General features: G+C 63.6%; 19 protein-coding genes. 11 read left to right on the top strand and 8 right to left on the bottom strand.

Annotation, left to right across the window (positions count from 1 at the left end; translation table 11 throughout):
• Positions 1-9 precede the first annotated feature (9 nt).
• Together carB and ACI0FO_RS24785 are read left to right on the top strand one after the other, a co-directional pair.
• Positions 10-3,252, top strand: a complete 3,243-nt coding sequence (gene carB, locus ACI0FO_RS24790) for a carbamoyl-phosphate synthase large subunit (protein ID WP_105559878.1) — start codon at positions 10-12, stop codon at positions 3,250-3,252.
• 127 nt (positions 3,253-3,379) lie between these two features.
• On the top strand, positions 3,380-4,144 hold the full coding sequence (locus ACI0FO_RS24785) for an SDR family oxidoreductase (RefSeq protein ID WP_416031118.1): 765 nt from the start codon (positions 3,380-3,382) through the stop codon (positions 4,142-4,144).
• Positions 4,145-4,174: 30 nt separating this feature from the next.
• Here the strand turns inward: ACI0FO_RS24785 and ACI0FO_RS24780 are convergent, their stop codons facing one another.
• From ACI0FO_RS24780 to ACI0FO_RS24755, 6 genes are all read right to left on the bottom strand, one after another.
• Positions 4,175-4,819: a histidine phosphatase family protein gene (locus ACI0FO_RS24780; protein WP_416031116.1), complete on the bottom strand. Its 645-nt coding sequence runs from the start codon at positions 4,817-4,819 to the stop codon at positions 4,175-4,177.
• A 26-nt stretch (positions 4,820-4,845) separates the two neighbouring features.
• Positions 4,846-5,754 (bottom strand): LysR family transcriptional regulator, encoded by a 909-nt coding sequence (locus ACI0FO_RS24775; protein ID WP_416031114.1) that lies wholly within the window; start codon positions 5,752-5,754, stop codon positions 4,846-4,848.
• A 10-nt stretch (positions 5,755-5,764) separates the two neighbouring features.
• Positions 5,765-6,850, bottom strand: coding sequence for an ABC transporter ATP-binding protein (locus ACI0FO_RS24770; protein WP_416031112.1), 1,086 nt, complete (start codon positions 6,848-6,850; stop codon positions 5,765-5,767).
• Positions 6,847-8,559: an ABC transporter permease gene (locus ACI0FO_RS24765; protein WP_416031110.1), complete on the bottom strand. Its 1,713-nt coding sequence runs from the start codon at positions 8,557-8,559 to the stop codon at positions 6,847-6,849. Before ACI0FO_RS24765 ends, ACI0FO_RS24770 begins: the two co-directional genes overlap by 4 nt.
• 80 nt (positions 8,560-8,639) lie before the next feature.
• Positions 8,640-9,965 (bottom strand): ABC transporter substrate-binding protein, encoded by a 1,326-nt coding sequence (locus ACI0FO_RS24760; RefSeq protein WP_416031108.1) that lies wholly within the window; start codon positions 9,963-9,965, stop codon positions 8,640-8,642.
• Between the two features lie 124 nt (positions 9,966-10,089).
• A complete protein-coding gene (locus ACI0FO_RS24755) occupies positions 10,090-10,512 on the bottom strand; it encodes a FlxA-like family protein (RefSeq protein WP_416031106.1) in 423 nt (140 codons plus the stop codon).
• Between the two features lie 138 nt (positions 10,513-10,650).
• Here ACI0FO_RS24755 and ACI0FO_RS24750 point away from each other — a divergent pair, with 138 nt between their 5' ends.
• Complete coding sequence (locus tag ACI0FO_RS24750) at positions 10,651-11,973, top strand: solute carrier family 23 protein (protein ID WP_416031104.1); 1,323 nt, start codon at positions 10,651-10,653, stop codon at positions 11,971-11,973.
• Between the two features lie 403 nt (positions 11,974-12,376).
• Positions 12,377-12,853 (top strand): transcription elongation factor GreA, encoded by a 477-nt coding sequence (gene greA, locus ACI0FO_RS24745; protein ID WP_025139566.1) that lies wholly within the window; start codon positions 12,377-12,379, stop codon positions 12,851-12,853.
• 129 nt (positions 12,854-12,982) lie between these two features.
• On the opposite strand, the gene ACI0FO_RS24740 is transcribed toward greA, so the two are convergent.
• Positions 12,983-13,582 (bottom strand): YhbY family RNA-binding protein, encoded by a 600-nt coding sequence (locus tag ACI0FO_RS24740; protein WP_416031101.1) that lies wholly within the window; start codon positions 13,580-13,582, stop codon positions 12,983-12,985.
• Positions 13,583-13,600: 18 nt separating this feature from the next.
• Here ACI0FO_RS24740 and ACI0FO_RS24735 point away from each other — a divergent pair, with 18 nt between their 5' ends.
• The 5 genes from ACI0FO_RS24735 to ACI0FO_RS24715 all read left to right on the top strand — a co-directional run bounded on the left by ACI0FO_RS24735 (position 13,601) and on the right by ACI0FO_RS24715 (position 19,567).
• Complete coding sequence (locus ACI0FO_RS24735; RefSeq protein WP_006222881.1) at positions 13,601-14,233, top strand: RlmE family RNA methyltransferase; 633 nt, start codon at positions 13,601-13,603, stop codon at positions 14,231-14,233.
• A gap of 223 nt (positions 14,234-14,456) precedes the next feature.
• Entirely contained in the window at positions 14,457-16,343 is a 1,887-nt protein-coding gene (gene ftsH, locus ACI0FO_RS24730) for an ATP-dependent zinc metalloprotease FtsH (protein WP_416031099.1), read from the top strand.
• Between the two features lie 18 nt (positions 16,344-16,361).
• Complete coding sequence (gene folP, locus ACI0FO_RS24725; protein WP_416031097.1) at positions 16,362-17,207, top strand: dihydropteroate synthase; 846 nt, start codon at positions 16,362-16,364, stop codon at positions 17,205-17,207.
• Positions 17,204-18,547, top strand: a complete 1,344-nt coding sequence (gene glmM / locus ACI0FO_RS24720) for a phosphoglucosamine mutase (protein WP_416031095.1) — start codon at positions 17,204-17,206, stop codon at positions 18,545-18,547. Before folP ends, glmM begins: the two co-directional genes overlap by 4 nt.
• Positions 18,548-18,760: 213 nt before the next feature.
• Positions 18,761-19,567, top strand: coding sequence for a GNAT family N-acetyltransferase (locus ACI0FO_RS24715; protein WP_416031093.1), 807 nt, complete (start codon positions 18,761-18,763; stop codon positions 19,565-19,567).
• Between the two features lie 185 nt (positions 19,568-19,752).
• Here the strand turns inward: ACI0FO_RS24715 and ppx are convergent, their stop codons facing one another.
• Positions 19,753-21,240 (bottom strand): exopolyphosphatase, encoded by a 1,488-nt coding sequence (gene ppx, locus ACI0FO_RS24710; RefSeq protein ID WP_416031091.1) that lies wholly within the window; start codon positions 21,238-21,240, stop codon positions 19,753-19,755.
• Between the two features lie 219 nt (positions 21,241-21,459).
• Between ppx and ppk1 the strand changes: the two genes are divergently transcribed.
• Together ppk1 and pstS are read left to right on the top strand one after the other, a co-directional pair.
• Positions 21,460-23,535 (top strand): polyphosphate kinase 1, encoded by a 2,076-nt coding sequence (gene ppk1 / locus ACI0FO_RS24705; protein WP_416031089.1) that lies wholly within the window; start codon positions 21,460-21,462, stop codon positions 23,533-23,535.
• 218 nt (positions 23,536-23,753) lie between these two features.
• Positions 23,754-24,794: a phosphate ABC transporter substrate-binding protein PstS gene (gene pstS, locus ACI0FO_RS24700; RefSeq protein ID WP_416031087.1), complete on the top strand. Its 1,041-nt coding sequence runs from the start codon at positions 23,754-23,756 to the stop codon at positions 24,792-24,794.
• Positions 24,795-24,914: the final 120 nt, after the last annotated feature.

Genomic DNA, 24,914 nt, shown 5'->3' with positions numbered 1-24,914 from the left:
GATTGCATCATGCCCAAGCGTACAGACCTAAAAAGCATACTCATCATCGGCGCCGGCCCCATCATCATCGGGCAGGCCTGCGAATTCGACTATTCCGGCGCGCAGGCGTGCAAGGCGCTCAAGGCCGAGGGTTACCGCACCATCCTGGTGAACAGCAACCCGGCCACGATCATGACGGACCCGGAAACGGCCGACGTCACCTACATCGAGCCCATCACCTGGCAAGCCGTTGAAAAGATCATCGAGCGTGAAAAGCCCGATGCGCTGCTGCCGACCATGGGCGGCCAGACCGCGCTGAACTGCGCGCTGGACTTGGCTCACCACGGCGTGCTGGCAAAGCACAACGTGGAACTGATCGGCGCCAACGAACACGCCATCGAAAAGGCCGAAGACCGCCAGAAGTTCAAGCAGGCCATGACCGACATCGGGCTGGAATCGGCCAAGTCGGGCGTTGCCCACAGCATGGACGAAGCCTGGGAAGTGCAGCGCCGCATCGCGGCTGAAGTCGGCACCTCGGGCTTCCCGGCGGTGATTCGTCCCAGCTTCACGATGGGCGGTTCGGGCGGCGGCATTGCCTACAACGCCGAAGAATTCGAAACCATCTGCCGCCGCGGCCTGGAAGCCTCGCCGACCAGCGAACTGCTGATCGAAGAGTCGCTGCTGGGCTGGAAGGAATTCGAGATGGAAGTGGTCCGCGACAAGGCGGACAACTGCATCATCGTCTGCTCGATCGAAAACCTGGACCCGATGGGCGTGCACACCGGCGACTCGATCACCGTGGCGCCCGCCCAGACGCTGACCGACAAGGAATACCAGATCATGCGTAACGCATCGATCGCGGTATTGCGCGAGATCGGCGTGGACACGGGCGGTTCGAACGTGCAGTTCGCGGTCAACCCGCGCGACGGCCGCATGATCGTCATCGAGATGAACCCGCGCGTGTCGCGTTCGTCGGCGCTGGCTTCCAAGGCCACCGGCTTCCCCATTGCCAAGGTCGCCGCGCGCCTGGCCGTGGGCTACACGCTGGACGAGCTCAAGAACGAAATCACGGGCGGCGCCACGCCGGCCTCGTTCGAACCGTCTATCGACTACGTCGTCACCAAGGTGCCGCGTTTCGCGTTCGAGAAATTCCCCACCGCCGACGCGCGCCTGACCACCCAGATGAAGTCCGTCGGTGAAGTCATGGCCATCGGCCGCACCTTCCAGGAATCGTTCCAGAAGGCGCTGCGTGGCCTGGAAGTGGGCGTCGACGGCCTGAACCAGAAAACCACCGACCGCGAAAAGCTGCAAGTCGAGCTGGGCGAACCCGGTCCGGAGCGCATCTGGTACGTGGGCGACGCTTTCGCGCAAGGCTTCACGCTGGACGAAGTGCACAACATCACGCACATCGACCCGTGGTTCCTGTCGCAGATCAAAGAAATCGTCGACATCGAATTGGCGCTGGAACAAAAGACGCTGGCCGATCTGGACTACGCCACCCTGTGGGAACTGAAGCGCCGCGGTTTCTCCGACCGCCGCCTGGCTTTCCTGCTGGATTCGGCTGAATCCGAAGTCCGCAAGCTGCGTCACCAGCTGAACGTGCGCCCGGTCTACAAGCGCGTCGACACCTGCGCCGCCGAATTCGCCACCCGCACCGCCTACATGTACTCCACATACGAGGAAGAGTGCGAAGCCGCGCCCACCGATCGCAAGAAGATCGTGGTGCTGGGCGGCGGCCCGAACCGTATCGGCCAGGGCATCGAGTTCGACTACTGCTGCGTGCACGCCGCCCTGGCGCTGCGCGAAGACGGGTACGAGACCATCATGGTCAACTGCAACCCGGAAACCGTGTCCACCGACTACGACACGTCGGACCGCCTGTACTTCGAACCGCTGACCCTGGAAGACGTGCTGGAAATCGTCCACAAGGAAAACCCGGTCGGCATGATCGTGCAGTACGGCGGCCAAACCCCGTTGAAGCTCGCGCGCGCCCTGGAAGCCAACGGCGTGCCGATCATCGGCACCAGCCCGGAATCCATCGACGTTGCCGAAGACCGCGAGCGTTTCCAGAAGCTGTTGAACAAGCTTGGCCTGCGCCAGCCGCCCAACCGCACCGCGCGCACCGAAGGCGAGGCCCTGGCCCACGCCACCGAAATCGGCTACCCGCTGGTGGTCCGCCCCAGCTACGTGCTGGGCGGCCGCGCGATGGAAATCGTGCACGAGCAGCAAGACCTTGAACGCTACATGCGCGAGGCCGTGAAGGTCAGCAATGACTCGCCCGTGCTGCTGGACCGCTTCCTGAACAACGCCACCGAAGTCGACGTGGACTGCCTGGCCGATGGCGAAACCGTCTTCATCGGCGGCGTCATGGAACACATCGAGCAGGCCGGCGTGCACTCGGGCGATTCGGCTTGCAGCCTGCCGCCGTACTCGCTGTCGGCGGAAGTCATCGCCGAGATCAAGCGCCAGACCACGATGATGGCCAAGGCCTTGAACGTCAGCGGCCTGATGAACGTGCAGTTCGCCATCCAGGGCGGCGACGTCTACGTGCTGGAAGTGAACCCGCGCGCATCGCGCACGGTGCCTTACGTGTCCAAGGCCACCGGCCTGCAACTGGCTAAGATCGCCGCGCGCGCCATGGCCGGCCAGACGCTGGCGGCGCAAGGCATCACGAAGGAAGTCGTGCCGCCTTACTTCTCGGTCAAGGAAGCGGTGTTCCCGTTCGTGAAGTTCCCGGGCGTAGACACCATCCTGGGTCCGGAAATGAAGTCGACGGGCGAAGTGATGGGCGTGGGCATGAGCTTCGGCGAAGCCTTCGTGAAGTCGCAACTGGCCGCTGGCGTGCGTCTGCCGGAATCCGGCACGGTGTTCATCAGCGTGAAGAACCAGGACAAGCCCCGCGCCGTGGAAGTGGCGCGCGGCCTGCATGCCCTGGGCTTCAAGCTGGTTGCCACGCGCGGCACGGCCGCCGAGATCGAAGCCGCCGGCATTCCGGTGCAAGTGGTCAACAAGGTCACCGAAGGCCGTCCGCATATCGTCGACATGGTGAAGAACGGCGAAATCGCGCTGGTCATCAACACGGTCGAAGAGCGTCGCAACGCCATCGTCGATTCGCGCACCATCCGTACTCAATCGTTGGCGGCCCGCGTAACGTTCTTCACCACCATCGCCGGCGCCCGCGCCGCGGTCGAGGGCATGCAGTACCTGCGCCAAGGCCTTGGCCTGCAGGTGTATCCGTTGCAGGATCTGCACGCGTCATTGTTGAAGGACTGAAGCACTGAAAGAGGGCACGCGGCGCAAGCCCGCTACGTGCACTTGATGTAGGATGCCGGGGCGGCCCTTGTAAAAGAGGGTCGCCCCTTTTTCATCCCTGCTTTTTCATCTCTGCTCACGGCGATTCATGAACCGAGTCTTCATTACGGGCGCCAGCAGCGGCCTGGGCCGCGCCCTGGCGCAGCAGTACGCCGCATCCGGCGCCACGCTGGGCCTGCTGGGCCGGCGCGAAGACGCATTGCGCGAGCTGGTCGACACCCTGCCTGGCGAACACCGCTGCTATGCCGTGGATGTACGCGACCGCGCGGCCCTACATGCGGCAGCATCCGATTTCATTGCTTTCTGCCAGGGCAGGGTAGATGTGGTCATCGCCAGCGCCGGTATCAGCGCGGGCACGCTTACCGAGCACGGTGAAGACTATGACGTGTTCAAGGCCATCGTCGACACCAACTTGCTGGCCACCGTCGCCACCTTCGAGCCGTTCGTGGGCGCCATGCGCGCGGCAGGCTCGGGGCGGTTGGTGGGTATCGCCAGCGTGGCTGGCGTGCGCGGTCTGCCGGGCGCGGGTGCCTATAGCGCGTCCAAATCCGCCGTGGTGACGTACTGCGAAAGCTTGCGGCTGGAATTGGCGGCGGACGGCATTCGGGTCGTGACGATCGCGCCCGGCTACATCAAGACCGCGATGACGGCGAAGAATCCGTACTCGATGCCCTTCCTGATGGAGGCGGATGCGTTTGCGCGCCGCGCGCATGCCGCGATCGGGCGCGGCACGTCGTATACGGTGATTCCGTGGCAGATGGGCGTGGTAGCCAAACTGATGCGCCTGTTGCCCAACGCCGTGTATGACAAGCTGGCGCGCGACGCGCCGCGCAAGCCGCGCAAAGCGGGGTAAGTTCCGCTTCGCGCGGGCCGTGGCGGCCTTCTACGGCACCACGTCGTCGCCGACTTCGTCGGCCACATGGCCCACGTCGCCCCAATTCAGCACTTCCCACTTGCGGCCCTGCACGCCGACGCGGTTGATGCTGACATTAAGCAGCGCCGCATCGCGCGGCGCGTTCAGCGGCACGCCCGACGCATGGCGCCAGATGATGTCCAGCACGCCGCCGTGCGTGAACAGCAGGATGCGTTCGCCTTCGTGGCGGCTGGCGATGTCGTCCACCGTGGAGATCACGCGCGATTGGAACTGGCCCAGCGTTTCGCCGCCATCCAGGGGGCGCAAGGGGTCGCGGCTTTTCCAGGCGGCAGCGGCCTCGGGCGCCTGCACGTCGATGTGCTCGTGGTCCAGGCCTTCCAGCACGCCGAAGCCGCGCTCTCGAATACCGGGTTCCACGCGCACGCGCAGCCCCAGCTGTTCGGAGACGGGCACGGCGGTGGCATGGGCGCGTTGCAGGTCGCTGCTGTAGATGGCGTGGATCGGCGTGTGGCGGGCTTCTTCGCGCAGGCGCGCCGCCAGCAAACCAGCCTGGTTGACGCCGAATTCATTCAGGGGGATGTCTTTCCAGCCTTGCAGGCGGCGCTGGCGGTTCCAGTCGGTTTCGCCATGGCGGATGAACCAGATTTCAGTCATTGAGGTCGTGATGTGGGGAGTCAGGCTTAAAGCTGGGCCGGCGCGATGGCCGCGCGCGGCTTCCAGATGGTTTGAATGATCGAGCTTAACGCGACCAGGGCGGGCTCGCTAGCGCGCTCATAGGGCAGGATGAAGCCTAGCATGGCGTCCACGCGGGCCTGCCCCCAGACGATGAAATCGTTGGAAGCGGCGCCCGCCAGCGCCGTTTCCTCGCGCAGCAGCGCGCAGCCGGCGCCCGCGCGCACCAGCGCATCCAGGTTGGCCTGGTCATCGTGCTGCATGACGATGCGCGGCGACAAGCCGTGGCGTTCAAACATGTCGCGAAGCAGCAGGTGGGTATGGCAGCCCGACGGGCCGTCCAGCCAGGGTAGTTGCGCCACCTCCCGCCAGCCGCCGCGCTTAAGCACCGCGGCATGCTCTTTCGGCATGGCGATGCGGTAGCGCACGCTGCGCAGCGGCAACCACAGCACGCCACGCGGCGGATTGGCGGCAATGGTCAGCGCGGCCGGCAGGCGGCCGGTGCTGACCTGTTCGGCCAGCGTGGCGGCGGGCAGGGTCTGCGTTTTCAGTTCCACCAGCGGCAGCCGCTGGTTCACGGCCGAGGCCAATTCGCCCAGACGCAGGAAATCCGGTTTTTCGCTAGGCACGCCCAATTCGACCACGCCGTGCAAGCTGCCTTGCAGCTGCTGCGCTTCCGACTTGAGTTGCGCGCCCAGCACCAGCAGTGATTCCGCCGTGGGCAACAGCACTTCGCCTGCCTTGGCCAGCGCCAGCCGCCCGCCACTGCGGTCGAACAGCGCCACGCCCAGGCTCTGCTCCAGCGCCTTGATTTGCGCGGTGACGGCGGGCTGGGTCAGCGATAGCGCTTCGGCCGCCTTCGTCAGGTTGCCCAGCCGGGCGACCGTGACGAAAGCGCGGATCTGATAGATTTCCATGAGCGCAAGTTTAGGCCGCGAGCAGCCGGACCTGCGTAGGTTCCAATCCGATCGACACCGGCGCGCCGGCCGGGAAGGGGGACAACCCCGCCAGATGCGATTGGTCGGCCGTCAGGCGCTGTTCGCCAATCAACACCTGGTAGCGCGTGAACTCGCCCAGGAACTCGCTGCTTTCGACAATGCCCGGCAGCCAGACGTAGCGCGCGTCGCCCAGGCCGTCGGCCATTTCGATCTGCACCGTGTGGGGCCGGAAGCTGGCGGCCAGCCGCGATGCCGCCGGCGCTTCGGCGGTCAGCGGCAAATGCAGGTCGCCGATGCCCTCCACCGCCAACACCACGCTGCCGCTGGTGCGTTCGCGCACGTCGCCTTCCAGCACGTTCATCGTGCCCACGAAATTGGCCACGAAACGGTTTACCGGATAGTCGAACAGCGTGCTGGGCGCGCCGATCTGCTGCACCACGCCGTGGTCCAGCACCGCCATCCGGTCGGCGGTGGTCATGGCTTCTTCCTGGTCGTGCGTGACGAAGATAGTGGTGATGCCCAGCCGGCGCTGCAGGCTCAGCAAGTCCTGGCGCATCTGCACGCGCAACTTCTTATCCAGGTTGGACAACGGTTCATCCAGCAGCAGCACCTGCGGTTCGATGACGATGGTGCGGGCCAGCGCCACGCGCTGCTGTTGACCGCCCGACAACTGGTTGGGACGGCGCTTGCCGTACTGCGACAGGCCGACGAGGTCCAGCGCCGCCTCCACCTTGGCTCGAATTTCCGCCTTCGGCAGCTTGCGCTCCACCAGACCGAAAGCCACGTTGTCCCACACCGTCATGTGCGGCCATAGCGCGTAGTTCTGGAACACCATGCCGATGTTGCGGTCCCAAGGCGGCGTGCCGGTGATGTCCTTGCCGTCCACCAGCAGCTGTCCCGCGCTGTGACGGTTGAAGCCGGCGATCAACCGCAGCAGCGTGGACTTGCCCGACCCCGACGGCCCCAGCAAGGCGAAGAATTCGCCGGGTTCGATATGGATGTTCACATCCTTCAGCACTTCCGTCTTGCCGTAAGACAGGCGGATGTTGCGGCATTCGACGCTGACTTTCTTCATGCGGATTCCCCTTCATTGCGTGCCGGACGCTGGCGCGACTGCGCGCGCTCCACCAGCAAGTGCGATACATACGTGCCGATGGCCACCGCGGCCACCGCCAGCACGCCCAGCGCGGCGCCCGGGCCTCGCCCGGCCGCGCTTTGCATATACAGATAGATGCCGTAGCTCATGGGCGCCTGGCTGTCTTTGGTGACAAGCATGATGGTGGCCGACAGCTCCACCGCCGCGGTCACGAAGCTGGTCACGAAGCCCGCCAGCATGCCGCCAGCCATCAATGGCACCACCACGCGCCGTATCGTGCTCATGCGGGTGGCGCCCAGCGATTGCGCGGCTTCCTCCAGCGAGACGTTGATCTGCTGCAGCGACGCGACGCAGGAACGCAGCGCGTAGGGCAGCCGCCGGACTGAATACGCGATCATGATGATGATCCACGACGAGGTCAGCAAGGTGCCGGTGCCGGGCAGCTCGATGCCGCGGAACGTGCGCAGGAAGCCGATGGCCAGCACGATGCCGGGAATCGCCAGCGCCGCGGAGGCCATGAAATCCAGCCACTGGCGCGCTGGCAGGCGGGTGCGCAGCATCAGGTACGCAATGGCGGTGCCAAGGATCACGTCCACGCCCGCGGCCAGGCCGCAATAGAGCAACGTGTTCGCGATCATGCCCTGCGACTCGGAGAACACCGCCGAGTAATGGGCCAGCGTGTAGCCGTCGGGCAGTGGCGCAAAGCTCCAGACGCTGGCCAGCGACAACAGCAGCACGCCCATGTGCGGCGACAGCACCAGCAGCAGCACCAGGATGATCCATCCGTAGGCCAGCATGCTTTCCATCGGACTCAGCTTGCGCTTCTGGATGCTGTTGCCGCCCTTTTGCAGCGTGGAGTAATCGCGCCCCTTGAGGACGCGCGCCGACAGCCACAGCGCCAGAATCGAGAACGCGATCATGATCACGCTGATCACGTAGCCTAGCGGGTCTTCCAGCCCGACCTGCGTGATGCGCAGATAGGCTTGCGGGGCCAGCATGTTGGTCGTGCCCAGCACCAGCGGCGTGCCCAGGTCGTCGAACACCTTCACGAACACCAGCGATGTGCCTGCCACATAACCCGGCAGCGCCAGCGGAAATATCACGCGGCGGAACAGCCGGAACCCGCGCGAGCCCAGGTTGAAGGCCGCTTCTTCCATGGCGCCGTCGATGTTGCGCAGCGCCACCACCAGGTTCATCAAGATGAACGGAAAGTAATGCAGCGCTTCTACGAAAATGACGCCGTTCAAGCCTTCCATGAACGGGATGGTGAATCCGAACCAGTCGTTCAGCAGCAGGTTGACGCTGCCCGACCGGCCGAAGATGAGCTGCATCGCGACCGCGCCCACGAAGGGCGGCATGATCAACGGCAGCACGCCCAGCGTCTGGATGATCAGTGCGCCGCGGAACTCGAAGCGCACCGTGAAGTACGCCAGCGGCACGGCGATCAAGGACGCCAGCAGCGCCGACCAGCCCGCCACGTACAGGCTGTTGAAAAACGCTTCCTTCATCAGCGGCTGGTTGAAGAACGCGCCGAAGTGGCCCATCGTGAGGCTGCCGTCAGCGTTCACGAAGGCACTGTAGAACACCGTGCCCACGGGCACGGCCAGGAAAAGCAGCAAAAAGCCGAATACCAGCAGCGCCGTCAAGACGGGGCCGGCGGGCAGGCGTGAGTGGCCCGAAGAATTCATCGAGATTCCCGAAATTGTTGCCAGGGATCGCGGCGAGGCGGACGGGAACGGTCCCGTCCGCCTCGCGCGCGTGGTGCGGGTTACAGCGCCGCGGCCTGTTTAGCCAGCTTGACCGCTTCTTCGTAGTTGGCCTTGGACTTGCCGTTCCATTCGCCTTCCAGCTGGGTGATCTGCTGGTTCACGGCGGCGTCCTTTTTGTTGCCGGCGAAGATCGCCAGGAAGGCGGGGTCTGCGGCTTGCTTGCCGTCCACCAGCGGGGCCCAGGTCAATTTGCGCGCTTGGGCCAGCAGTTCGGCGGCGCGGCCGCTCTTGGCCTTGTCGCCCAGCTTGGCCTCGGCGTCGTAGATGGCCTTGGTGGCGGCTTGCAGTTCCTTCAGCCGGAACGTGACCGTCTGGTCGTACAGCGATTGCACGACGTAGTAGCGCGTCTGCGAGAGGTCGGCGTTGAACTGCACCTTGCTGCGCTTTGCGATGTCCGCCGGATCGGGATAGCCCGCCGGGATCTTGCCGGCCAATGCCGAATACGGCAGCACGGGCAGCCGCGAAATCTTGGGTTCAAGCAGCAATTCCTGACCCGCCTGGCTGAGCGTGAAGGCGATGAACTTCTTGCCTTCCTCGGTGTTCTTCGCGCCCGCGATCAACGCGATGTTGGCCGGCACGATGGCGGTTTCGGAGGGGTAGACGAATTCCACCGGGAACTTGGAATACTTGCTGGACAGGCCGAAGAAATCGATGACCGGGCCGGCGCCGAACTGACCGTTGTTTACCCCGTCCGGCACGCCGAACGAGCGCTCGGTGACGGCGCTGCTGTTGCCGGACATGCGCAGCAACGTGCTCCAGCCTTCGTCCCAGCCTTCGCCCTGCAGGATGGTCTCGACCGTCAGGTGCATCGTGCCCGAGCGCGACGGCGACGTGATGCCGACGTGGCCGAACCACTTCGGCGACAGCAGATCCTTCCATTCCACCGGCGCAGGGATCTTGTGCGCCGCGATATAGCGCGTGTTGTAGACAATGCCGTAGCCCGCCAGCGCCTGCCCCAGGTACATGCCGCCCGGGTCGTTGATGGGGTAGTTGCCGATCTTGTCCGGCACATCCTTGTTCGCAACGTCGGACGACTTGGCCAGCAGCTTATCGCGGCCCAGCACTTCGAACGCGTCGGGCGCGCTGGCCCAGAACACCTCGGGACGCTGGCCCGCGGGCGTTTCGCGCACATAGGCGATGCCCGACACGGTGTTCTTGTTCAGGATTTCCAGCGTGATGCCCGGATTGGCCTTTTCGAAGGCGTTCTTGTAAGCCTGGGTCAGGTCTTTGGGGAACGACGTGATCACCGTGACGGTGCCCGCCAGGGCCGGTGCCGCGCAAGCGGCCAGCAGCGCCCCTGCAAGGGCTGTGCGCATTGCATGCATGGTTTGTCTCCGTGGTTTTAGATTTGTTCGGAGACAGTAATGTTTGCCCTGCTACGCGTCCAATCAGAAATTTTGATGCGCGCCATCAGTGCGGGCGCCTGGATGCCGGCGCCCGCGTGCCACGCTATGCGGTCGTGGAGATGCCGCTGCTTTTCGCGGCGCGGGCCTGCTGCGCCATCACTTGGGCGATCTGCCCTTGAATCTGCACCGCCTGGCCGTTCAGCGCCAGGAGCTGTTGCGCCTTCATTTCGTCGGACATCCCGCTGGCCCTGACCTTGGCGATCTGGTCCATGACGCGCTTCAACTGCCTTTGCAGTTCCTTGATCTGGCGGGTGTATTCGTCGTCGTTGTCCGTTTCTTCACTGGCGCTGGCGCTGGCGACCTTCAGGCCCAGAGCCCCATTGACGCGGATCTTGCCGTCGGCGCTGACCGTGGTGGCTTCGCCGTCGGGGGCGGACTTGGCTTCCTTGTTGGCCTGGATCCGCTCGGCCCACAGGTCGGCCAGCGAGTTGTTCCGGGAGATGCCGTTGATGGGAGTGGTCGCCATGCTTGCTCCTGCTGCCAAGTTGGATTTCGGGGTTTCCACTAATACGGCATTCTGGCGGCAAACTTAAACGTTGCCGCTCCTTAACGGCCCCCTTTACACTGGCGCCCGCTCACACCCAACACCTATTTTGGGAAACCCATGTCCAATTCCTACTTTCCGCGCTGGCGCCTGGCGGACGACGCCGAGCCGGGCGTCATCATCGCGCCCGATGAACGGCTGTCGTGGCCCAAGAACATCGCCATGGGCGCGCAGCACGTGGTGGCCATGTTCGGTTCCACCGTGCTTGCGCCGCTGTTGATGGGTTTCGACCCCAATGTCGCCATCCTGATGTCCGGCATCGGCACCCTGATCTTCTTCCTGTTCGTCGGCGGCCGGGTGCCCAGCTATCTGGGCTCCAGCTTCGCCTTCATTGGCGGCGTGATCGCGGTCACCGGCTACGCCGGAGGCGGCGCCAATGCCAACATCGGCGTCGCGCTGGGCGCCATCATCGCCTGCGGCCTGGCCTATACGCTGATCGGCGTCATCGTGTGGATCGCCAATGCGCGCGCCGGGGGCGGCGCCAATTGGATCGACGCGCTGATGCCGCCGGTCGTGACAGGCGCCGTCGTGGCCGTGATCGGCTTGAATCTGGCGCCCATCGCCGCCAAGGGCGCCATGGGCGCATCCGGGTTCGACGCCTTCATGGCGCTGGTGACGATCGTCTGCGTGGGCGGCATCGCCGTCTATACGAAGGGCATGGTCCAGCGCTTGCTGATCCTGGTCGGACTGATCCTGGCCTGCGTGGTGTACGCGGTGCTGGCCAATGGCATGGGCATGGGCAAGCCTATCGACTTCTCCGGCGTCGCGGCTGCCGCCTGGATAGGCCTGCCGCGTTTCGCCGCGCCGGTCTTCAAGGTCGAGGCGATGGGCTTGATCGTGCCGGTCGCCATCATCCTGGTAGCCGAAAACCTGGGCCACGTGAAGGCGGTCAGCGCCATGACGGGCCAGGATCTGGATCGCTATCTGGGGCGCGCGTTCGTCGGCGACGGCGTAGCCACCATGGTGTCGGGCGCCGTGGGCGGCACCGGCGTCACGACCTACGCCGAAAACATCGGCGTGATGGCCGTTACCCGCATCTATTCCACGCTGGTGTTCGTGGTGGCGGCGCTGATCGCCGTTGTGCTGGGCTTTTCGCCCAAGTTCGGCGCGTTGATCCAGACCATTCCGGGGCCGGTCCTGGGCGGGATGTCGGTCGTGGTGTTCGGCCTGATCGCCATCGCCGGCGCACGCATCTGGGTCGTTAACCAAGTGGATTTCAGCGACAACCGCAACCTGATCGTGGCGGCGGTCACGCTGGTGCTTGGCGCGGGCGACTTCACCATCAAGCTGGGCGACTTCATGCTGGGCGGCATTGGCACCGCCACCTTCGGCGCCATCATCCTGTACGCCTTGCTTCGCCGCAAGAAGCCTGCGGCGGCCTGATCCCGGCGGGGCGGCGCCCCGCGCGGAAAGGCCATGGCGGCTACGACCCTAGGGAATACAAAAAACTACCAGCAAGTATCTTTTACGCAACGGCCTGGCGTGCGCGTCAGGCGCCGTTGCTTGATGAGCAAAGTAATCTTTAGAGAAACCGCCTGTTTTAGCGGGTTACAGCGTTGAAATGCGCCGAAAAGCGCGTTTTCGGCCGTGGCTTGCAATTCCCGTGGACTTTGACCACAATATGACCTTGATTGCCCCGGTTCCGACCCGAGCCGGGGTTTTGTTTTGGTCGTCCGCGCCGCAGGTTTTGCCCAAAAGGCATCAAGCCGCATGCGCGCGCTCGGGTAACGACCTTCACCGAGAACGCTCCGTCGGGGCGTTTTTCTACTTTTGTTTGGGAAACGACATGTCTGCCATTCCTTTGACCGTGCGCGGGGCCGAGCGCTTGCAAGAAGAGCTCCAGCGGCTGAAAACCGTGGAACGTCCTGCCGTGATTAACGCGATCGCCGAAGCGCGTGCGCAGGGTGATCTGTCGGAAAATGCCGAATACGATGCCGCTCGCGAGCGCCAAGGTTTCATCGAGGGCCGGATTGCCGAACTCGAAGGTACGCTTTCCAATGCCCATTTGATCGACCCGTCTTCCCTGGAAGCCGAAGGCCGCGCCGTGTTTGGCGCCACCGTCGACATCGAGGACCTGGATTCGGGCGACCGCGTGACGTACCAAATCGTCGGCGACGTTGAAGCCGACATCAAGTCGAACCTGATTTCCGTGTCCAGCCCGGTGGCGCGCGCGCTGATCGGCAAGAGCGAAGGCGATGTGGTCGAGGTCAAGGCCCCGGCTGGCGTTCGCGAGTATGAAGTTCTGGGTGTGCGTTACATCTAACGCATCAACCCAAGCAGTTAGCTGTCAAAACACCATAGACCGAACGCTGCGTTCGTCTGGATTCCGCGGTACATTCGCGGATCGCTATGGTGGACCGGGCGCGTAAAGCGCCCGTTTTTGTGCCCGGCCTTACCTTTTCGACGTCTTGCGGCTGGTGCCGCTGCGTGCCCCGGCCCGGAGGCTGAGCGCACTGCCGGCGCGTCGAGGAATGCCGTGGCTGCTGTCGGTGGCGCGTTTGGTGGGGCGCATGGGCTTGCCGTTCTTATTCAGCTGGTCCTGCGGCACGAAGCGGGTTTTGGCCGGCTTGGGCTCTTCGGACTCGCTGCGGCGCGGACGCTTGCCAAGCGTCTTGCCTTCGGCGGCTAGCTTCTTGGGCGTGTACGGCTCGGAGGCGCGGCGCTTGGCCGGGGCTTCGGGCTCCCTGGCGGCCAGTGCGGCGGGCTTGACGTTGCCGGCCAGCGGGCGGAAAAGAATCAGGGTCTTGCCCAGGTGATGCACCGGGGCGCAAGACAGAGTGTCGCAAATCGTCGACAACATGGTGTCGCGGGCCTCGCGGTCGTCGCCACCGGCGCGTACCTTGATCAGGCCGTGCGAAGACAGTGCCAGGTCGATTTCCTTGAGCACGGCTTCGGTCAGGCCATTGTCGCCAATCAGGACGACGGGGCGCAGGGGGTGGGCGGCGGACCGAAGGTCGCTGCGCTCACGAGAGGTAAGTTCTAATATAGGCATGCGTGGAATTGTACGGTAATGGCCAAGAATAAATTCTCTAAAGACTGGATTCACCAGCACATCAACGATCCCTATGTGAAGCTGGCGCAACAGAAGGGCTATCGGGCCCGGGGCGCTTTCAAGCTGATCGAGCTTCTGGACAACGAAAAGTTGCTCCGCCGGGGAGACCTGGTCGTCGATCTGGGTTCGTCGCCCGGCAGTTGGTCCCAAGTGGTGCGAGAGCGCCTGACGGGGCCGGGCGGCATCGTGGACGGACGGATTATCGCGCTGGATATGCTTCCCATGGAGCCCATCGCGGGCGTGGAGTTCATCCAGGGCGACTTCCGCGAAGATGAAGTTCTGAAACAATTGGAAGACATGGTCGGATCTCATGCCGTGGACCTTGTTATTTCAGACATGGCCCCCAACTTGTCAGGCGTGGGGATTGCCGACGCCGCGCGCATCCAGCATGTGTGCGACTTGGCGATGGAATTTTCCCGCGCTCACCTCAAGCCCGACGGCGTGCTGATCGTCAAGGCTTTCCACGGCAGCGGTTTTTCGCAGATCGTGCAAAGCTTCAAGCAGCACTTCAAGCGGGTGGTCGAGCGCAAGCCGAAGGCATCAAGGGCAAAGTCCTCTGAAACCTTTCTGGTTGCCCGCGATCTGAAGTAACCCCGGGCCGGAGTCCATGGCTTCGGAACCCCCCAAAAAAAAACGCTACCTGCTTGGCGAGACAACGACCTAAAAAATCACGAATCAGACGTAAATACACGGGCCCCAGGGATCCCAGGACGCAATCGGGTCCAACAGGGTAGAATGGGCTATTGACATACTTGTGACTGTGCCATATGCGGGTGCGCGGTCGCCGGTCGGAATCGAAAGCAGGAGATCGACCTTGAATAATTCATTTTCGAAAGTCGCTGTCTGGATGGTGATAGCCCTTGTGCTATTTACCGTCTTCAAACAGTTCGACGGACGCGCTCAGACCCAGGACGGCGTGACTTACACGCAGTTCATGGACGACGCCAAGGCGGGACGTATCCGCAAGGTCGACGTTCAGGGCGACGTGCTGTACGTCACCCCGGACGCGGGCCGCGCCTACACGTTGACTTCGCCGGGCGACCTCTGGATGGTCTCCGATTTGCTGAAGTACGGCGTGCAAGTCTCGGGCAAGCCGCGCGAAGAGCAATCGCTGCTGATGAGCATCTTCGTGTCGTGGTTCCCCATGCTGCTGTTGATCGGCGTGTGGGTGTTCTTCATGCGGCAGATGCAGGGTGGCGGCAGGGGCGGTGCGTTCAGCTTCGGCAAATCGCGCGCCCGCATGCTTGACGAAAACACCAACCAGATCACGTTCGCGGACGTCGCCGGTTGCGACGAAGCCAAGGAAGACGTCCAGGAACTGGTCGACTTCCTGCGCGACCCCAGCAAGTTCCAAAAGCTGGGCGGCCGTATCCCGCGCGGCGTGCTGATGGTGGGTTCGCCCGGTACCGGCAAGACGCTGCTGGCCAAGGCCATCGCTGGCGAAGCCAAGGTGCCGTTCTTCAGCATCTCGGGTTCGGACTTCGTTGAAATGTTCGTCGGCGTGGGCGCGGCCCGTGTCCGCGACATGTTCGAAAACGCGAAGAAGCACGCGCCTTGCATCATCTTCATCGACGAAATCGATGCCGTGGGCCGTCAACGCGGCGCTGGCCTGGGTGGCGGTAACGACGAACGCGAGCAGACGCTGAACCAGATGCTGGTGGAAATGGACGGTTTCGAATCCGGCCAGGGCGTTATCGTGATCGCTGCGACCAACCGCCCCGACGTGCTGGACCCGGCGCTGCTGCGTCCCGGCCGTTTCGACCGCCAAGTGGTTGTGCCGCTGCCCGATATCCGTGGCCGCGAGCAGATCCTGAAGGTCCACATGCGCAAGGTTCCGCTGTCGCCTAACGTCGACGCGACCATCCTGGCGCGCGGCTGCCCCGGCTTTTCGGGCGCCGACCTGGCCAACCTGGTCAACGAAGCTGCTCTGTTCGCCGCGCGCCGCAATGGCCGCACGGTGGATATGTCCGACTTCGAAAAGGCCAAGGACAAGATCATCATGGGCGCCGAGCGCCGCTCCATCGTCATGCCCGAAGAGGAACGCAAGAACACCGCGTACCACGAGTCCGGCCATGCGATCGTTGCGCGCCTGCTGCCCAAGACCGATCCGGTCCACAAGGTCACCATCATCCCGCGTGGCCGTGCGCTGGGCGTGACGATGCAGTTGCCTGAAACCGACCGCTACAGCATGGACAAGGGCCGCTTGCTGTCCACCATCGCCGTGCTGTTCGGCGGCCGCATCGCCGAAGAGCTCTTCATGGACCAGATGACGACGGGCGCTTCGAACGACTTCGAACGCGCCACCGCCATCGCCCGCGATATCGTCACGCGCTACGGCATGACCGACGAATTGGGCCCCATGGTCTACGCCGAGAATGAAGGCGAAGTGTTCCTGGGCCGCAGCGTCACCAAGACGACGCACATGTCCGAAGCCACCATGCAAAAGGTGGACACCGAGATCCGCCGCATCATCGACGAGCAATACGGTGTGGCGCGCAAGATCCTGGAAGAAAACCGCGACAAGGTCGAAGTGATGACGGCGGCGCTGCTGGAATGGGAAACCATCGACGCAGACCAGATCAACGACATCATCGAAGGCCGCCCGCCGCGTCCGCCGAAGACGCCGCAAGGCCCATCGGATTCGGCTGACACGCCGCCCACCGGCCTGGCGGCTGGGGGTAGCACGGCGGCAGCTGTCTGAGGTTTTTTGTCCTGAGTTATGGCAAATAACTTCCTTTGCGGGCGCTTCGAGTTTGATCTCGAGCGCCCGCTTGTCATGGGTATCGTCAATGTCACGCCGGATTCCTTTTCCGACGGCGGCCAGCACGACGATACGGATTCCGCGGTGGCGCATGCGCGCCAACTCATCGAAGAGGGCGCCCAGATTCTGGACCTGGGCGGCGAGTCCACGCGCCCCGGCGCGGACCCGGTGTCGGTGGCGGACGAATTGGACCGGTTGTTGCCGGTCATCGAAGCGCTGCGCGACTGCGGCGTGCCCTTGTCCGTCGATACGTTCAAACCGGAAGTCATGCGCGCCACGCTGGATGCGGGCGCCGACATGATCAACGACATCTATGGATTCAGGCAGCCCGGCGCCATCGAGGCCGTGTCGCAATCGCGTTGCGGGTTATGCGTGATGCACATGAAGGGCGAGCCCCGCACGATGCAGGCCAGCCCGCCGGAATACACCGATTTAATCGGAGAGATCGGCCTGTTCCTGGGCGCGCGGGCGCAGAAGCTGCGCGCGGCGTGGGTCGATCCGCGCCGTATCGTGCTGGACCCCGGTTTCGGGTTTGGTAAAACGGCAGATCAGAATTTTCAGTTATTGCGCCGGCTGTCCAGCCTGCGCAGCACGGGTTATCCATTGCTGATCGGCCTGTCGCGCAAGAACATGATCGGCCAGGCCACTGGCCGGCCTGTCGGCGACAGGCTGTCCGGCAGCATTGCCGCTGCCCTTGCCTGTGTATCCCGGGGGGCATCTATCGTGCGCGTGCACGATGTTGCCGCCACCGTGGATGCCCTTAAGGTATGGCACGCGGCCGAACAAGGAGCAATCAGTTCATGATTCGACGCAAGTATTTTGGTACGGATGGAGTGCGTGGAGAAGTCGGCGGTCCGGTGATCAACGCCGAATTCGCCCTGCGCCTGGGCTACGCGGCTGGCCGTGTGCTGGCACGCGAGCACGCGGTACGCGGCGGCAGCCGCCCGCAGGTCGTGATCGGCAAGGACACCCGGATTTCGGGCTACATGCTGGAATCCGCCCTGGAAGCCGGCTTGTCCGCCGCAGGCATCGATGTGCTGCTGGCAGGCCCGATTCCGACGCCCGCCGTGGCCTATCTGACCCGCGCGTTGCGTCTGGTGGCGGGCATCGTCATCAGCGCATCGCACAATCCCTACCAAGACAACGGCATCAAGTTCTTCTCGGCCCAAGGCATGAAGCTGGCTGACGACATCGAGGCGGATATCGAAGCCGCGCTGGACGAGCCGTTGGGCTGCGTCGCGTCCGAAGGGCTGGGTCGCGCGCGCCGCATGGGCGATGCGCAGGGTCGGTACATCGAATTCTGCAAGAGCACCTTCCCCAATGACCTTGACCTGAACGGCATGACGATCGTGGTGGACGCCGCCCACGGCGCCGCTTACAACATCGCCCCCCACGTGTTCCGGGAGTTGGGCGCCGAAGTGCATGCCATCGGCGTGCATCCGGACGGCTTCAACATCAACAAGGGCGTGGGCGCCTTGCACCCCGAAATGCTGGCCAAGGAAGTGAAGGCCCGCGGCGCACACTTGGGCATCGCGCTGGACGGCGATGCCGACCGCCTGCAAGTGGTGGACGGCGAAGGCCGTATCTACAACGGCGACGAACTGCTCTACGCCATCGTGCGCGAGCGCATGCAGCGCGACAAGGTGGACGGCGTGGTCGGCACGCTGATGACCAACTTCGGCTTCGAGCGTGAAATGGAACGCCTGGGCGTGGGCTTTGAGCGCGCCAACGTGGGCGACCGCTACGTGCTGGAACAGATGCAATCGCGCGGCTGGCTGTACGGCGGCGAAAGCTCCGGCCACCTGCTGTGCCTGGACTGCCATTCCACCGGCGACGGCATCATCGCCGCCCTGCAAGTATTGACCGCGCTGCGCCGCAACAACGCGTCGATGGCAGAGTGGGTGGGCGATCTGCGCATGTATCCGCAGAAGATGATCAATGTGCCGTTGGCGCCTGGCCAAGACTGGAAAACCCATGCTGGCCTGACCGCCGCGCGCAAGGCGGTCGAAGCCGAACTGAGCGGCCGCGGCCGCATCCTGATCCGCGCGTCCGGCACTGAGCCTAAGCTTCGGTTGATGGTCGAAGCCGAGGACGAATCGCTTGCCGTCGCCTGCGCCGAGGAGCTTGCCGCCAGCCTGCAGTAGGCGCGGCAAGCCGATCTGAACAAAAGCCACCCACCGTCAGCGGGGGTGGCTTTTGTTCATTCGTGGCCTGCGCTCAATTGTAAAGTTTTGTCGAGTTTTGCCTAAAGTTGACTGATCTCCGCCGAACTAAACTTCATAGTCACGTAACATATTGGTCAAGTCTTTGACATACAGGGCGTCCACACTGGCTGGACTCTCTAGGAGCTTCGCGCAATGCTGGAACTAGCACGCATCAACCCAAGCCGTAATCCCGCCGAACCGTTCACGGGCGTCGCCTCGAAGGTGCTGGCGGTCGGACTGGCGCGCACGGCCGAAGAAATCGAGCAGATTCAGCGTCTGCGCTACGAGGTCTTCACTGAAGATATGGGGGTCGTGTTTCCGGACGCCCAAGACGGTATCGAACATGATCGTTTCGATCCCTTCTGCGAACACTTGATGGTCCGCGAAATGGACACGGGCCGGATCGTTGGCACGTACCGGATCCTGACGCCCGAAAAGGCGCGGGAGGCGGGCGGGTACTACTCGCAATCCGAATTCGATCTATCCGGCCTGGGCGCGATCCGCGACAACCTGGTCGAAGTCGGCCGTTCGTGTACGCACGCCGACTACCGTAACGGCGCCGTCATCATGCTGCTGTGGTCCGGGCTGGCCGAATACCTGCGGCGCGGCGGTTACGAATACGTGCTGGGCTGCGCAAGTGTCAGCCTGCGCGACGACGGCGTCACTGCGGCGGAAGTCTGGCGCACGATCTCGCAGCACCTGCCGCTTGAGAACGAGCCGCGCGTGGTGCCGCTGCACCGGTATCCGGTGGAAAAGCTGAACAGCACATTGCCCGCCCGCGTGCCGCCGCTGATCAAGGGCTACCTGAAGCTGGGCGCCAAAGTGTGCGGCGAACCCGCCTGGGACCCGGATTTCAATGCGGCGGACTTTCCGGTGCTGCTGAAAATGGAGCGCATGGACGAGCGCTACCGCCGCCACTTCGGTCTGGACCAACCCGCCGTCCTCAACGGCCAGCGCTGATCATCATGCGCCGCCTGATCCGCCGTATGAAGATCAGACTGATACGGCGGGCCACGCGGCCCTTGCGCATGGAGCTCAAGCGGCTTCACCGCGAGACGGATTTGTCGCCGTTCTAAATAAAAAACGGGCGATGGCTTTGCGGCCATCGCCCGTTTTCTTGTGTGCGCCGGTTCAGCGCGTCGGGATCAGAATTCCAGCACTTCGAACGAAAAACCGACCTTGTTCCATTCCGCTTCTTCCGCGCGCAGCGTGAAGTCGCTTAACGGATGCTGGGCCAGCCATTCGCGGTTGACGCGCACCACGATGGAGTTGTCGCGCACAGACGCGGTCAGCGGCAGCGGTTCGATCTCGCCGCGGCGGCGGAATAGCAGGACGGCCAGGCGCAGGCTAAGGATGGCCTTCCATTGGGGACGCGTGCGGATCAGCGGTTCCAGCTTGGTCAGCTTGCCCTGGTGGCCTAGCGCCAGCAACGCCAGCAGCTGCTGGTCGGCGCGCGAGAAGCCCGGCATGTCGGCGTTTTCCAGCACGTATGCGGTGTGCTTGTGATACGCGTTGTGCGCGATGGACAGGCCCACTTCGTGCAGGTCGGCCGCCCAGCCCAGGGCCGGGCGTAGCTCGGCGCGTTCCGGGCCTTCAGGGAACATGGCGTCGAACAGCGTCAGCGCGGCGTGGCGCACGCGACGGGCCTGGTTCAGGTCGACGTGGTAGCGCTTCATGAACTGGCGCACCGATTCATCGCGCTTGTCGTGTTCGTCGTCGCGTCCCAGGAGGTCGTACAACACGCCCAGGCGCAGCGCGCCGTCGCCGGTGTGCATGACCTCGATGCCGAGTTCATCGAACAGCGCGCTCATGATGGCTAGTCCGCCGGGCAGCACGTCGGACCGTTCGATCTTGATGCCGGGCAGTTCGGACGGGATGACCCGGCCGGACCGCACGATGCGGTCTTTCAGCTTGGCCAGGCCGGCGCGGGTGATGCCGCGATCGGAAAAGCGGCTTTCCGTCAGGATCGCGAACAGCGCCTTGGCGGTGCCGGAAGAGCCATAGGCCTCTTTCCAGCCCATCTTGCGGTACTGCTTGGCGATGACTTCGATTTCGCGCCGGGCGGCCAGTTCGGCCTGCTTCATCTGGTGGGCATCCACCACGCCGTCCGAGAAGAATTGGCGGCTGTAGCTGACGCAACCCATGTACAGCGACGACATCAGCCCGGGCTCGTGGCCTTTGCCGATAATGACTTCGGTGGAGCCGCCGCCGATGTCGATGACCAGCCGCTTGTTGGGCGACGGGGGCAGGGTGTGGACCACGCCCGAGAAGATCAGGCGGGCCTCTTCGCGGCCGGCGATGACTTCGATGGGAAAGCCCAAGGCGGCTTCGGCGCGCGGCAGGAAGTCCCGCGTGTTGCGGGCAACCCGGAACGTATTGGTGGCGACCGCGCGAACGCGATTAGGGTGAAAGCTGCGCAGGCGGTCGCCAAAACGCTCCAGCACGGCGATGGCGCGCTCGATGGCGTCGTCGCCGAGGCGTTTGTCGGCGTCCAGGCCGGCGGCAAGCCGGACGGTTTCCTTGAGACGATCAATCTGATAGATCTGGGGCGTACCGTCCTGTTGAACGATGCGTCCGATGGAGAGGCGGAAGCTGTTGGACCCGAGGTCCACCGCGGCCAGAAGTTGATCCATGCGGCTCGTAATATAGGCTTTGAGGTGGCCTGATTATAGAGACCCCATGTGACAGTGCCCTGAGCTACGGGTTTTCGCTTATGGAACATGGGCTTGGAAGAAATGGGGTGTGCGCTATACGTCCCGAATTTGGCGTACGCTACGGATTTGCCGCAGTGTCATAGAACCGTCACTTATTTGCAGTAAAACTCCACGCTCCCTCTACGTATGGAATCCGGTATGCCCACACGCCCGCCTGGCGAGCCCTTGCTCATGAATCGTGAGTTGTCGCTGCTCAAATTCAACGACCGTGTGCTGGCGATGGCGGAAAATCCGAAGACGCCTTTGCTGGAACGGCTGCGCTACGTGTGTATCGTCAGTTCCAATCTGGACGAGTTCTTCGAAATCCGGATCTCCAGCCTGAAAGAGCAGCAGCGCCAGTCGCCTAATCTGGTCGGCCCGGACGGCATGACGCCTGACCAGGCGTTCGAAAACGTCCAGCAAGCCGTCCACGCCCTGGTGGCGCGCCAGTACAACCTGCTGAACGACGAGATCCTGCCGGCCATGCAGGCCGAAGGCATCACGCTGCATCACGCGTCCGAATGGAACGCCGAGCAGCAGCAGTGGGCGCGTGACGTGTTCAACCGCGACGTGATGCCGCTGCTGACCCCGATCGGCCTTGACCCGGCGCACCCGTTTCCGCGGGTCTACAACAAAAGCCTGAATTTCATCGTATCGCTGGCGGGGGCTGACGCCTTTGGCCGTCAGGCGTCGATCGCCGTGGTGCAGGCGCCGCGCGCACTGCCGCGCCTGATCAAGATGCCGCCCGAGCTGTCTGGCCACCCCGAAGGGTTCATCCTGCTGACGTCCTTGCTGCGCGCCTTCGTGGGCGAGCTGTTCCCGGGGCTGGAAATGCTGGGCTGCTACCAGTGGCGGGTCACGCGTAATAGCGACCTGTTCGTGGACGAGGAAGAAGTCACCAATCTGCGCCATGCGCTGCAGGGCGAGTTGTCGCAACGCAACTTCGGCGCCGCCGTGCGCCTGGAAATCGACAAGCTGACGCCCGTTGAGCTGGAAACGTTCCTGCAACGCGAGTTTTCGCTGACCGCCCAGGACACCTACCGCGTACCAGGGCCGGTGAATCTGTCGCGCCTGATGCAGCTGTGCAATTCGGACCTGCGGCCTGACCTGCTGTTTCCGGATTACCGTGCCCCGGTGCCGGCGCCGTTTGACCGCGTGGGCGACAAGCCGTCCGAGCTGTTCGAGGCCGTGGCCGAGCAGGACCGACTGCTGCACCACCCGTACCAGTCGTTTCAGCCCGTCATCGATTTCCTGACGGCTGCCGCGCTGGACCCCGACGTGATGGCCATCAAGCAGACCATCTACCGTACCGGCGAGGATTCCGAGCTGATGAAGATCCTGCTGGCGGCCGCACGTGCCGGCAAGGAAGTGACGGTGGTGGTGGAACTGATGGCGCGCTTTGACGAGCAGACCAACATCAACTGGGCGTCCAAACTGGAAGAGGTAGGGGCGCATGTGGTGTATGGCGTCGTCGCGCACAAGACGCATGCCAAGATGGCCGTCGTGCTGCGCCGCGAGAACGGCCGCCTGCGCCGCTACGCCCACTTGGGCACGGGCAACTACCATCCCCGCACGGCCAGGCTCTACACCGACTTCGGGCTGCTGACGGCGGACCCGAAGCTTTGCGAGGACATGGACAAGGTGTTCGCGCAATTGACCGGGCTGGGGGCACGCCGCTCGCTCAAGGCGTTGATGCAGTCGCCCTTCACCATGCATGACGGCATGGTGGCGTTGATCCGCGCCGAGGCCCGGGCGGCCAAGGCGGGCAAGCGCGCCCGCATCATGGCCAAGATGAATTCGCTGCTGGAAGAGCAGATCATCGAAGAACTCTATAAGGCCAGCCAGGCCGGCGTGAAGATCGACCTGATCGTGCGCGGCGTGTGCGCGTTGCGTGCCGGCGTGCCGGGGCTGTCCGAGAACATCCGGGTGCGTTCCATCGTGGGCCGCTTCCTGGAGCATTCACGGGTGTTCTATTTCTACGCGGACGGCGAGGAAACGGTTTACCTGTCTTCGGCGGACTGGATGGACCGCAATTTCTTCCGCCGTGTGGAAATCGCCTTCCCGATCTACGACAAGACCTTGAAGAAGCGCGTCATCGACGAGGCGTTCACTTACGCGCTTCGTGATAACCAATTGGCATGGCAGCAGCAGCCTGATGGCGATTACGCCCGGGTCAAGAGCCGTCGAGAGCCCTTCAACCTGCACCTGTACCTGATGCAGAAACTGGGCGTGTAGCGCCTAGGACTGTCACACGGGGATTTGTCCCTGAATATCGCGGCCGCCCCGGTTTTCAGGGCGGCCGCGGCGTTTTTCGGGGTGAAAACGGTGTCGTATGAAGCGTATGTGACTGTCACTATCCTGTCACGTTGGGCTTCTAAGATGCGAGGGTCGCTGAAAGACAGGCACCGAAAAAGCCTGATCAGACTCCTCCAACGAGCACAGAAGGAACCCTGATGTTCAAACGTGTCTTCAAGCAAGTTTCCCTGGGCGTCGCGCTGAGCGCCGCCGTGTTTGCCGTTCAGGCCGCCGATGTTACCGGCGCCGGCGCCTCGTTCCCATACCCGATCTACGCCAAGTGGGCATCCGACTACAAGGCTGCCACCAACAACGCGGTCAACTACCAGTCGATCGGTTCCGGCGGCGGCCAGCAGCAGATCATCGCCAAGACCGTCGATTTCGGCGCCTCGGACGATCCCATGAAGGCAGCTGACCTGGAAAAGAACGGCCTGCTGCAATTCCCGGCCGTGATCGGCGGCACCGTGGCGGTTGTGAACGTCGACGGCGTTGCGCCGGGCAAGCTGAAGCTGTCGGGCCCCGTGCTGGCTGACATCTTCCTGGGCAAGATCAAGAAGTGGGACGACAGCGCCATCAAGGCGTTGAACCCCGACGTCAAGCTGCCTTCGGCCGACATCATCGTCGTGCACCGTTCGGACGGCTCGGGCACCACCTTCGGCTGGACCAACTACCTGTCCAAGGTGTCGGCTGACTGGAAGTCGCAAGTCGGTGAAGGCAAGGCCGTCAAGTGGCCCACCGGCCAGGGCGGCAAGGGCAACGAAGGCGTCGCCGCCTACGTCGGCCAGCTGAAGAACTCGATTGGCTACGTGGAATACGCCTACGCCAAGCAGAACAAGCTGGCCTGGACGCAGCTGCAAAACAAGGCTGGCAAGTTCGTCCAGCCGGAGCAGAAGGCATTCGCTGCCGCCGCCGCCAACGCCGACTGGAAGAGCGCGCCGGGCATGGGCGTTGTCCTGACCGACGAGCCGGGCGACGATTCGTGGCCCGTCACCGCCGCCACCTTCATCCTGATCCACAAGTCGCAAGACAAGCCGGCTCAGGGCAAGGCCGTGCTGGAATTCTTCGACTGGGCGTTCAAGAACGGCGCCAAGTCCGCTGAAGCAATGGACTACGTGCCGCTGCCGGAAGCCGTCACCAAGGAAATCCGCGCTGCTTGGGGCGAAGTGAAGGCCGCCGACGGCAAGGCCGTCTGGAAGTAGGATGGGTGAAGCGCGCAGGGAGCCTGGCAAGAACGCAGACATCTCAGCGCGCGTAACCCATCAAGCAGCCGCCCCTGGTTTTCTGCCAGCAGAAGATAAGGGGCGGTCTGCCGCAAGACC

Source organism: Achromobacter marplatensis (assembly GCF_049060505.1).
Taxonomy (GTDB): domain Bacteria; phylum Pseudomonadota; class Gammaproteobacteria; order Burkholderiales; family Burkholderiaceae_B; genus Achromobacter; species Achromobacter marplatensis_A.
Note: the sequence above shows the minus strand (reverse complement) of the source record. Positions and strands in the feature narration are given on the sequence as shown.

Bases quoted from the DNA above. Each gene is read 5' to 3' on its own strand.
- ACI0FO_RS24740 (WP_416031101.1), bottom strand. From the start codon at position 13,582: ATGCCTATATTAGAACTTACCTCTCGTGAGCGCAGCGACCTTCGGTCC.
- ACI0FO_RS24780 (WP_416031116.1), bottom strand. From the start codon at position 4,819: ATGACTGAAATCTGGTTCATCCGCCATGGCGAAACCGACTGGAACCGC.
- ACI0FO_RS24770 (WP_416031112.1), bottom strand. From the start codon at position 6,850: ATGAAGAAAGTCAGCGTCGAATGCCGCAACATCCGCCTGTCTTACGGC.
- ACI0FO_RS24760 (WP_416031108.1), bottom strand. From the start codon at position 9,965: ATGCATGCAATGCGCACAGCCCTTGCAGGGGCGCTGCTGGCCGCTTGC.
- ACI0FO_RS24775 (WP_416031114.1), bottom strand. From the start codon at position 5,754: ATGGAAATCTATCAGATCCGCGCTTTCGTCACGGTCGCCCGGCTGGGC.
- ppx (WP_416031091.1), bottom strand. From the start codon at position 21,240: ATGGATCAACTTCTGGCCGCGGTGGACCTCGGGTCCAACAGCTTCCGC.
- ACI0FO_RS24765 (WP_416031110.1), bottom strand. From the start codon at position 8,559: ATGAATTCTTCGGGCCACTCACGCCTGCCCGCCGGCCCCGTCTTGACG.
- ppk1 (WP_416031089.1), top strand. From the start codon at position 21,460: ATGCCCACACGCCCGCCTGGCGAGCCCTTGCTCATGAATCGTGAGTTG.
- glmM (WP_416031095.1), top strand. From the start codon at position 17,204: ATGATTCGACGCAAGTATTTTGGTACGGATGGAGTGCGTGGAGAAGTC.
- greA (WP_025139566.1), top strand. From the start codon at position 12,377: ATGTCTGCCATTCCTTTGACCGTGCGCGGGGCCGAGCGCTTGCAAGAA.
- ACI0FO_RS24750 (WP_416031104.1), top strand. From the start codon at position 10,651: ATGTCCAATTCCTACTTTCCGCGCTGGCGCCTGGCGGACGACGCCGAG.
- carB (WP_105559878.1), top strand. From the start codon at position 10: ATGCCCAAGCGTACAGACCTAAAAAGCATACTCATCATCGGCGCCGGC.
- ACI0FO_RS24785 (WP_416031118.1), top strand. From the start codon at position 3,380: ATGAACCGAGTCTTCATTACGGGCGCCAGCAGCGGCCTGGGCCGCGCC.
- ACI0FO_RS24715 (WP_416031093.1), top strand. From the start codon at position 18,761: ATGCTGGAACTAGCACGCATCAACCCAAGCCGTAATCCCGCCGAACCG.
- ACI0FO_RS24735 (WP_006222881.1), top strand. From the start codon at position 13,601: ATGGCCAAGAATAAATTCTCTAAAGACTGGATTCACCAGCACATCAAC.
- ACI0FO_RS24755 (WP_416031106.1), bottom strand. From the start codon at position 10,512: ATGGCGACCACTCCCATCAACGGCATCTCCCGGAACAACTCGCTGGCC.
- pstS (WP_416031087.1), top strand. From the start codon at position 23,754: ATGTTCAAACGTGTCTTCAAGCAAGTTTCCCTGGGCGTCGCGCTGAGC.
- folP (WP_416031097.1), top strand. From the start codon at position 16,362: ATGGCAAATAACTTCCTTTGCGGGCGCTTCGAGTTTGATCTCGAGCGC.